At 34.6% G+C, this 9,289-nt stretch carries 12 protein-coding genes; 9 read left to right on the forward strand and 3 right to left on the reverse strand.

Annotated features, from left to right (window positions below; all coding sequences use genetic code 11):
* Positions 1-54: 54 nt before the first annotated feature.
* From HU235_RS09935 to HU235_RS09950, 4 genes are all read left to right on the forward strand, one after another.
* Complete coding sequence (locus tag HU235_RS09935) at positions 55-528, forward strand: S-ribosylhomocysteine lyase (RefSeq protein WP_095302414.1); 474 nt, start codon at positions 55-57, stop codon at positions 526-528.
* Positions 529-765: 237 nt separating this feature from the next.
* Positions 766-1,932 carry a TraB/GumN family protein gene (locus HU235_RS09940; RefSeq protein ID WP_095302413.1) on the forward strand — a complete coding sequence of 389 codons (1,167 nt, stop codon included), beginning with the start codon at positions 766-768 and terminating at the stop codon, positions 1,930-1,932.
* 466 nt (positions 1,933-2,398) lie between these two features.
* Entirely contained in the window at positions 2,399-3,148 is a 750-nt protein-coding gene (locus tag HU235_RS09945) for a TerC family protein (protein ID WP_095302412.1), read from the forward strand.
* Positions 3,149-3,290: 142 nt separating this feature from the next.
* Positions 3,291-3,896, forward strand: a complete 606-nt coding sequence (locus HU235_RS09950; RefSeq protein WP_174880127.1) for a TetR/AcrR family transcriptional regulator — start codon at positions 3,291-3,293, stop codon at positions 3,894-3,896.
* A 73-nt stretch (positions 3,897-3,969) separates the two neighbouring features.
* On the opposite strand, the gene folE2 is transcribed toward HU235_RS09950, so the two are convergent.
* Complete coding sequence (gene folE2 / locus HU235_RS09955; RefSeq protein ID WP_174880128.1) at positions 3,970-4,872, reverse strand: GTP cyclohydrolase FolE2; 903 nt, start codon at positions 4,870-4,872, stop codon at positions 3,970-3,972.
* 215 nt (positions 4,873-5,087) lie between these two features.
* Here folE2 and HU235_RS09960 point away from each other — a divergent pair, with 215 nt between their 5' ends.
* Both HU235_RS09960 and HU235_RS09965 read left to right on the forward strand, forming a co-directional pair.
* Positions 5,088-6,098, forward strand: a complete 1,011-nt coding sequence (locus HU235_RS09960) for a permease (RefSeq protein WP_145581757.1) — start codon at positions 5,088-5,090, stop codon at positions 6,096-6,098.
* 15 nt (positions 6,099-6,113) lie between these two features.
* The gene (locus tag HU235_RS09965; RefSeq protein WP_174880129.1) at positions 6,114-7,061 is read left to right on the forward strand and encodes a TIGR03943 family putative permease subunit; all 948 of its coding nucleotides are present in this window, start codon (positions 6,114-6,116) and stop codon (positions 7,059-7,061) included.
* A 66-nt stretch (positions 7,062-7,127) separates the two neighbouring features.
* Here HU235_RS09965 and ytzI read toward each other — a convergent pair whose 3' ends face one another.
* Positions 7,128-7,292 carry a YtzI protein gene (ytzI, locus tag HU235_RS09970; RefSeq protein ID WP_174880130.1) on the reverse strand — a complete coding sequence of 55 codons (165 nt, stop codon included), beginning with the start codon at positions 7,290-7,292 and terminating at the stop codon, positions 7,128-7,130.
* A gap of 316 nt (positions 7,293-7,608) precedes the next feature.
* Between ytzI and HU235_RS09975 the strand changes: the two genes are divergently transcribed.
* The gene (locus HU235_RS09975; protein WP_095301724.1) at positions 7,609-8,049 is read left to right on the forward strand and encodes a Dps family protein; all 441 of its coding nucleotides are present in this window, start codon (positions 7,609-7,611) and stop codon (positions 8,047-8,049) included.
* Between the two features lie 40 nt (positions 8,050-8,089).
* On the opposite strand, the gene HU235_RS09980 is transcribed toward HU235_RS09975, so the two are convergent.
* On the reverse strand, positions 8,090-8,314 hold the full coding sequence (locus HU235_RS09980) for a DUF6154 family protein (protein ID WP_095301723.1): 225 nt from the start codon (positions 8,312-8,314) through the stop codon (positions 8,090-8,092).
* A gap of 169 nt (positions 8,315-8,483) precedes the next feature.
* Between HU235_RS09980 and HU235_RS09985 the strand changes: the two genes are divergently transcribed.
* Positions 8,484-8,807, forward strand: coding sequence for a hydrolase (locus tag HU235_RS09985; protein ID WP_170944414.1), 324 nt, complete (start codon positions 8,484-8,486; stop codon positions 8,805-8,807).
* A 144-nt stretch (positions 8,808-8,951) separates the two neighbouring features.
* Positions 8,952-9,289: RNA deprotection pyrophosphohydrolase (gene ytkD, locus HU235_RS09990; RefSeq protein ID WP_174880131.1), on the forward strand; the 338-nt coding region annotated here is incomplete at its 3' end.

A 9,289-nucleotide genomic window follows, 5' to 3' on the forward strand; every position in this document is an offset into this window, starting at 1 on the left:
TTTTATGATTCATATGGTACAATAAATTGAGAAATTTACTATAGGAGTGATAGTATGCCTTCAGTTGAAAGCTTTGAATTAGATCATAATGCAGTAAAGGCTCCATATGTACGTCATTGTGGAGTTCATAAGGTAGGAAGTGACGGCGAGGTTAATAAATTCGACATTCGCTTTTGTCAACCAAATAAACAGGCAATGAAGCCTGATACTATTCATACGCTAGAGCATTTATTAGCGTTTAACATTCGTGAACATGCAGAAAAATATGATCATTTTGATATTATTGATATTTCGCCAATGGGTTGTCAAACTGGCTACTATTTAGTTGTGAGTGGCAGACCAGAGGTTTCAGAAATAATTGATTTATTAGAAGACACAATGAAATCAGCTGTTGAAGTAACAGAAATTCCTGCAGCAAATGAAACACAATGTGGTCAAGCAAAGCTCCATGATTTAGATGGTGCAAAGCGATTAATGCGTTTCTGGCTTGAACAAGATAAAGCTGAATTAGCAAAAGTATTTGGATAATTAAAAATTTGAAGTCTAGTTGGGGGCTGTCTCATAAGGGTCTAACCCTATTTTTGTTGAGATAGCTCCTTTTTGCATATGTAATTTGTACGAGCTATAGTAAGTCTTTTATGCAAACATATGCACAGAACAGAAAGCTAATAGAACTATTTGATGGAATTCTAGTCATGCTATAATGAAATGGGTATTATGAATGGTAGTAGGGTTCACTAATCTGGTCTATAAAGGAAGGTACCTATGGACGAGGAAAATATTACAAGATTGCATTTAGATGGAAAAGAATACATATTAATTGGCACAGCACATGTGTCTAAGCATAGTGCAGAGCAGGTTAAACAAGTTATTGAGGCAGAAAATCCTGATGCTGTTTGTGTTGAATTGGATGAACAAAGGTATCAATCCATTCGTGAAGGTAATAAGTGGAAAGATATGGATATCGTTCAAGTGATTAAAGAAAAGAAGGCATCCTTATTATTAATTAATCTTGCTATTTCTTCTTTTCAAAACAGGATGGCAAAGCAATTTGGGATTAATGCTGGTCAGGAAATGATTCAAGGAATTGAGTCAGCAAAGGAAACAGGTGCTAAGCTTGTATTAGCTGACAGGAATATTCAGATTACATTCTCTCGAGTTTGGGGGAATATTGGCTTTAAAGGGAAGCTATCACTTCTCAGCCAAATCATAGCAAGTATTTTCAGTAAGGAAAGCATTTCAGAAGAAGAGCTAGAAAAAATGAAAAATATGGATACCATTAATGCGGTATTAAATGAATTTACTGAAAGCTTCCCGAGGTTGAAAAAGCCATTAATTGATGAGCGTGATCAATATCTTGCGCAAAAAATTAAAGATGCGCCTGGAGATAAAATTGTTGCAGTATTAGGGGCAGCGCATGTTCCTGGTATTAAAGAGGAAATTAAGAAAGAACATGATCTTGCAAGCTTGAATACAGTACCACCAAAATCAAATGTTCCAAAAATCATCGGTTGGAGTATCCCAGTGCTTATTTTAGCGTTAATTGTGTATACGTTCTTTGCGAATCCATCTGCGGGTCTGGCTCAGACTATGAGTTGGATTTTATGGCATGGTTCTCTATCAGCAATTGGGGCAGCCTTGGCTTTAGCACATCCTTTAACGATCTTAACTGCTTTTGCCGCGGCACCTATCACTTCTTTAAATCCAATTCTAGCGGCGGGATGGTTTGCTGGGATAACACAGGCATATGTGCGCCGACCAAGTGTAAAGGATTTCGAAACATTATCTGAGGATGTTTTTACTGTGAAAGGTTTTTGGCGAAATAAAGTTAGTCGAATCTTACTTATTGTTGTCCTATCAAACATAGGAAGCTCATTAGGAACCTTTATTGGTGGTGCCGATGTTATAAGGAGATTTTTTGAAAATTTTTAATGAAACGAACGTTAAGAATGAAATTGATTTGTTTAGATTTCATTCTTTTTTTTTGATTGTAGATTTTTATAAGCCTCTTCATTAGAAACTTCCCCCTTTAAGTTAGGAGGAGACGATCGAATGATATACTGAATTACGAAATTATAATTGGTTAAATTTGGTGTTTTTGTATGATTTGAAGGAAAATCATGATAGATTTGGTGATTTTGTAAAAGATAAGAAAAATAGTTCTTGTAATTATTGAATTTGCTGATTAACATTAGAAAAGTAAGCTAATCAATAGATTAGTAGTAATCTTATTGTTTGAAGATAATACCCGAAAATTGCTAGTAATATTTGTAGGAAAAAGTGACGATTATTTCTTATTACCTTGCTTATAATAAGAAAGATAATAAGAAATAAATATCACAAAATTATCCGCAAATTTTATTAAAAATACTAATTTTTTTATATCAGGAGGAAATTGATGGAACTATCTTTATTATTAGAGTATGGTTGGGTGTTAGTAATTCTTATTTTGTTAGAAGGACTTTTATCTGCTGATAATGCATTAGTACTTGCTGTAATGGCTAAGCATTTACCTGAAGAACAGCAAAAGAAAGCGATAAATATCGGTTTATTATTAGCCTTTATTTTTAGAATTGGTGCGATATTCATTATTTCATTTCTTTTCCACGTTTGGCAGGTTCAAGCGATTGGAGCTGCATACTTAATTTTCATCTGTATTAAGCATTTAACGAAAAAGCATGATGATGGAAAGGAAAAAAAGCCGAAAAGCTACGGTATGACAGTAGCACAAATTGCTTTAGCTGATATTGCATTTGCGATTGATTCAATTTTAGCTGCTGTTGCACTAGTTATCGCTTTACCAGATACGCCAATCGGTAATATTGGTGGAATGGATGGTGCGAAATTTATTGTCATCGTTATCGGGGCAATTGCAGGTCTTATCGTCATTCGATTTGCTGCAGCTATTTTCGTCAAGCTATTAACAACTCGTCCAAGCCTTGAAACAGCTGCTATGTTAATTGTTGGATGGGTTGGGGTTAAGTTATTAATGCATACACTTGCTCATGACGCTATTCATATTATTCCACATGATTTTGTAGAAGGAATTGTATGGAAGTCTATTTTCTGGGCAGTGATGTTACTTATTGCTTTAGGTGGTTGGTTCATGTCTAAAGAAAAGCCACAAGAAGCAAAAGGGGAAAATTAATTTTTAAAACAAAGTCTAGACCTTTCTCGTGGATGAGGAAGGTTTTTTCTATATACAGACATTTATTGACACATTTGAAAGATGATGAAATAATACCGACAAATCATGTTTTCGTTTAGTATTATGTGAAGGGAGAATTGAAATGACAGAGCCAAAAGGAAGGAAAGGGAGGGAAACAAAGCGTAGATTGCTTAAAGCAGCTGCCCGTGAATTTGCAAACAATGGATTTCATGAGACAAAAGTTAGTACAATTGTAAAAAACTCTGGATTAACGCAACCCTCTTTTTATTTATATTTTTCAAGTAAAGATGCAGTATTTGAGGAGCTTGTAACTAGCTTTCAATCAAAGATAATAAAACTATCTGAGTCGGTTCGTTTAGAAGGCGGAATTGAATCAAACGATATAGCTAAAAGAATAGTGATGATTATAGAATCAGTTTTTCAATTTCTTGTTCAAGATCCTGATTTAACTCGAATTGGTCTATTCCTTAGCCCAAATGCAAAGCAAATTAGAAATGAGTTAACACAGATTGTAAAGTCTAATTTAGAAGCTGAACAGAGGCTAGGGTATTTTCGTTATAATTTAGATATGGAAATTGTTGCTGAGTGCATTATCGGTGTTATCGAGCATTATACAGCTACCCATTTGTTATCAGGTTCAAAAGAGCCTCACATACTCGCTCAACAGATTGTAGATTTATTTATAAATGGTATGCTACCAAAGGGGGATAGCATTAAAACAACATAGAGGCATTAAGTTTTTACTAAAAGAAAAGAGCTTGTAACTAAACAAGCTCTTTTCTTTATATACAAGTTTAGGACTATTTCCGATAGCTTAAACTTGCAATTGCATCATGTAAATGGATTGATTCCTCGTTTCTGCATTCTACTTGAAATGCTTTGACAAAGGAAAGTTCATATAAATCTGCTGCAACAAGTCGAACCATGTCTTCGACAAAGCGTGGATTTTCATAGGCAGTTTCTGTGACCATTTTTTCATCGGGACGCTTTAAGACAGGGTGTATCATCGCGCTTGCATTTGTCTCAGCAGCTTCTAATAATGCTTTTTTCCAATCTACTTCCTCGTGATAGTCTTCTGTAAATTCAACGTTCATCGTTACATAGCCACGTTGATTATGAGCGCTATATTCACTAATTTCCTTTGAGCAAGGGCAAAGTGTTGTGACAGCACATGTTAATGATGCAGAGCTCGAAAATCCAATTCCTTCTTCGTAGTGGACTGTGAGCTTTGCTTCAGAATGATTTAAACCGGTCAATTGTGAGCTTGGTCCTTTTCGTTCATAAAACCAAGGGAAAGTTACTTCAATGCTCGCATCCTTTTGCTTTAGACGCTCTGCTAATTCCTTTGTAAAATCATATAGGTTTTTTATAGATAGTATAAAGCCGCCATTTTGTCGATATGTTTCTAATTGCTCAGTAAATCGACTCATATTTGTTCCTTTTGCATCATAGGAAATCTTACTTGTCATTTTAAACGTTGCAATCGTTGTTTGCTGATTTGGCTCTAACTCAGATTCAATAATGATTGGTTGTTTTACATTACTAATTCCAACAGCATCTATCGTAAATAGGAAGTCCTTTTTTGTATTTTGTAAATCAGGCATTTTTTCTTTTTCAGTTGGCTTTAGCTTTAATCCGGGTTCAACGGAACCGAAAAGCTTGTGACGTTCTTTTTTTGGTGGTAATTCAATCTTTCTCGTCATGATTATCTCCCCTCATTACTCGATATTGAGAGTATACTGCAATTTGACAGCTAACATCAATGAATAAATCCTCTTTTTATTGTTTCGTGCATAAAATATTTACTCTATTATTCGATGTAACGTGAATATACATGAATATAGAATTTTAAGCATAATCTTATACCTACTCTAGTATACTTGAATATCTAGTAAAAATCGTGATAGGAGACTTTGTCATGAATAAATCAGTTCTTCCATTATTTCGAGAAGTTATTGGCTTAGGGTTAATAGGATTGTTCTTTTATTTGTTTTTATTTATTGACTTTCAAAACCTTTCTTTTGATCTCCCTTCAGAATTATTAACGGTAAATACGATGTTTTTAAGTATTTTGCTTGAAGCGATCCCATTTATTTTATTAGGGGTATTTGTTTCAGCACTCATCCAAACGTTCGTATCAGAGGATTTTATTAAACGAGCATTGCCTAAAAATGCGCTCATTGCTTTGTTACCTGCCGCATTGTTAGGTGCAGTTTTTCCAGTATGTGAGTGTGCGATTGTTCCGATTGTTAGAAGGCTTATAAAAAAGGGAATGCCGTTGCATCTAGGGGTTGTATTTTTAGTAGGAGCTCCAATTTTAAATCCAATTGTTTTCGCATCTACTTATTATGCTTTTGGGGAAGAAACCCATATTGCCTATGCGAGAATGGGATTGGCCTTTGTCCTTTCGATAATTGTAGGCTTAATTATATACGTAATTTTTAAAAATCAGAATCAAGTAAAAATAAGAAAAGAGATACTTGTAGGACAATTAATCGATGTTGCAGAAGAAAAAAGTAAAATGAACAAAGTGAAATCTACTTTATTCCATGCAAGTGATGAATTTTTTGAAATGGGGAAGTTTTTGATATTTGGTGCATTTATTGCAAGTCTTTTCCAAACGTTTTTAGACCGAAATGTGTTAACGGAGCTAGGTTCAAATGAGCTTTTGTCCCCGGCTATTATGATGGGATTTGGATTTATTCTCTCCTTGTGTTCTGAAGCAGATGCGTTTGTAGCTTCTTCATTTGGTGGGACATTCACTACAGGATCACTTTTAGCCTTTTTAGTCTACGGGCCAATGCTCGATTTGAAAAATACAATTATGCTATTTGCGTTTTTCAAGACCAAATTTGTTATCGTGTTCATGGTAGTTGTGACAGTTGTTGTTTATTTATCTACAATCGCATATCAATATTATTTCCTATAGTAGGAGGGGAGAGAAGTGGGACAATATGATGGAGGACGTGAACGATTTCACTTTTATATACAGGGGATTATTTTAATTGGGTTTACGTTACTTATGTTAAAGCTAGTTTTAACAGGAAATATGACAAATTTTATTGCACCGAGAATGCTTCCGTTTATTTATTTTGCAATTATTGTGTTTTTGCTACTTGGTGTCATTCAAATATGGAGAAGTGGCTCAAAAAAGAAAGGGAATATTATCTGTGATTGTGGTGAAGACCATTTCGCTCAATCCCCTTTACGATCATGTTTGATTTATTTTGTGTTTATTACTCCCGTTATTACTGGTTTTTTATTTCCAGACATTGTTTTGGATAGTTCGGTTGCTATGAAGCGTGGTTTTAAATCGAATATTACAAACAATGAGCAAACTGCAGCTGAAAATGGAAATTCGATTCAAAATCCTGAAGTATACGTAGATGAGCTAGATGAAAGTATTGGTGATACTATATCTCAATCTTCAAACATACCAGATGTACCGCTCGAGCATCCGGAAGGCTTTGAAATTCAAGAACGTCCAGAAGATTTTTATGAACAACTAAAGCAAAGCATGCTCCAAATGGATACGATCACTTTAACAGAGGAAAATTATATTGCGATGACAACAATTCTAGATCAGAATCCAGAGGAATTTGTAGGAAAAGAAGTGGAAATGATCGGCTTTGTTTATCGTGAAGATAATTTTGAAAAGAATCAGTTCGTTGTTGCGCGGTTTGGGCTTTCTTGCTGTGTAGCTGATGCATCTGTTTATGGGACATTAGCAACTGTTTCAAATGCTGAAAAATATGGTGATGACCAATGGGTAAAAGTAAAAGGGGAGCTAACAACTGTAACATATGAGGATTGGACACTCCCATATGTCAAAGTATCTGAAATATCGTCGATTGAACAACCCGATGAACCATATGTGTATGAGAAATATTAATACAGTTTTTTATAATACGCTGGCAGTAACCCTTGTTTCTTAAAACTAGGCAACTGCCAGTATTTTTTATTTCTTTTCATTTGACTCATTTTGATTATTGTCTAACCCGTCATCTAGCTTTTTGATCGGGTCTACTGTATGTTTATATTGATATGCTTTACTAGTTGTCAGAACACTTAAAAGTAGTACGATAATGACGATAATAATACAAATAATAAAGATTGTCTTCAAAAAAATCCTCTCCGTTTTATAAAATAGCAAATTACATTACAAATACTAAAAAAATTTGTGAAACAGAAGGCGGCCTCATATATCATTTTTACTCCTTCTTCTTTCTCCTAGCTTAGAGTATATAAATGTATCCCAGTACTTTCAAGACAGAAGGGAAAACTGGTGATGTCCCTTAAGTATTCTGTCATTTAACAAAGACTACTTCGAAATGTTATGTCCTCTTTATTTTATCATGATCTTAAGTAGATAATATAGGATGTTTTGGTATAAGATATAAAGGGTAAGGGTTAGTAGAAAGATTAAAGGAGGAATTCATATGTCGGACAAGCTAATTGAAACAGTAAATAAACAAGTAGCGAATTGGACTGTGCTTTATGTGAAACTACATAATTATCATTGGTTTGTGAAAGGTGCAAATTTTTTCACACTTCATGAAAAGTTTGAGGAATTTTACACGGAAGCAGCTCTTCATATCGATGAGTTAGCTGAGCGTTTATTAGCTCTTCAAGGTGCACCAGTAGCGACAATGAAGGAATGTTTAGAGCTTTCCTCAATCAAAGAAGCGGAAGGAAACGAAACTGCTGAACAAATGGTGCAAACGATTCATGATGATTTCACCTTGCTAGCAGAGGAATTAAAACAAGGTATGGAGCTTGCTGGTGAAGTAGGAGATGAAACAACAGGTGATATGCTTCTAGCAATTCACCAAAGTTTAGAAAAGCATAATTGGATGCTGAAGTCTTTCTTAGGCAAATAACAAATTGGTTTGGGGCTAAATATCTTAGCCCCTTTTTTATTTACAACTCACCATCTAATTCTTCCTCAGATAGTTTTTCTGTCATTTTTTCCGTTAAATACGGCGTGACAATGGTAGATAATTCTTCATGTGATAATTGATTCAGCCATGTAAGTATCTCCTGCTTATCTTTTTTTTGAACTGCTCCATGTACATAAGCATTTACATCTTCCTCATCAGCTCGAAATTTTCGTAATTCTATACCGGTAATTAAATCTCGGAACATGTCCGAACCTCCATTCACATAGCATTCTTATCGATAGCGTAAGCAATTTCATCAAATCTTATCCTTTTAATATTTAATTAGTGATAAATGAAACTAGTCTTGAATAATAAAATGTATCGCCGTAAAAAATAATAGAAGGATAAGACAAGGAGATGTCGTGATGGAGAATATGAAAAAAACTTACTATGTTACTGTAGCAACTGGAGAAATTTCGCAATTAAGTACAGCTTCTCCATGGGATTTTAAGATTGAAGCAACGGACGACGAAATTACTAGGCTCAGAGAGAAATTTGACAATGTATATTCTGCTGATTGGAAAGGGTTCTTTAGAGCACATACACCGTATGTTCAATATCATTATGACCGTGAAAATGATACGATCGACCAAACAAATGAACAAATTTATCAAATGATTTATGAGCTCGGTGATGAGGAAGCTAGGGAACATATAAGAGCACAAGGATTGATTTCAAAAATAAATGAACAAGATTAACCTTATACAGGAAAAAAACATTGTGATAAGATTTATATAACTACATCAGTTCCGGATTTGAATTTCTGTACTGATAAAATATTGCGAATAGGCTTCCGAATGAATAGGGAAGGTCCTAGCAATAAAAAGATTGAGGGATTTTATATGTATCGATTTATCGATTATTATCACAATGAAGTCGTATTGTCTTTTGATGACCATCCGTTTTCTACCGATCCTAAGCATGTTTGGGTTGTTTGTCGTTATCAAAATAAATGGTTATTAACAAAGCATTCTGACCGCGGGTATGAATTTCCCGGTGGAAAAGTAGAAGAGAATGAAATGGCATTAGAGGCTGCAATTAGGGAAGTTAAGGAAGAAACAGGAGGGATTGTCGACACGATCGACTATATAGGTCAATATAAGGTTAGAGGAAAAGAAAAGATGATCGTTAAGAATATCTACTATGCGACAATAAAAGAGCTTATCACACAGGAAGATTA

The organism is Metabacillus niabensis, assembly GCF_902829255.1.
GTDB lineage: Bacteria > Bacillota > Bacilli > Bacillales > Bacillaceae > Metabacillus > Metabacillus niabensis.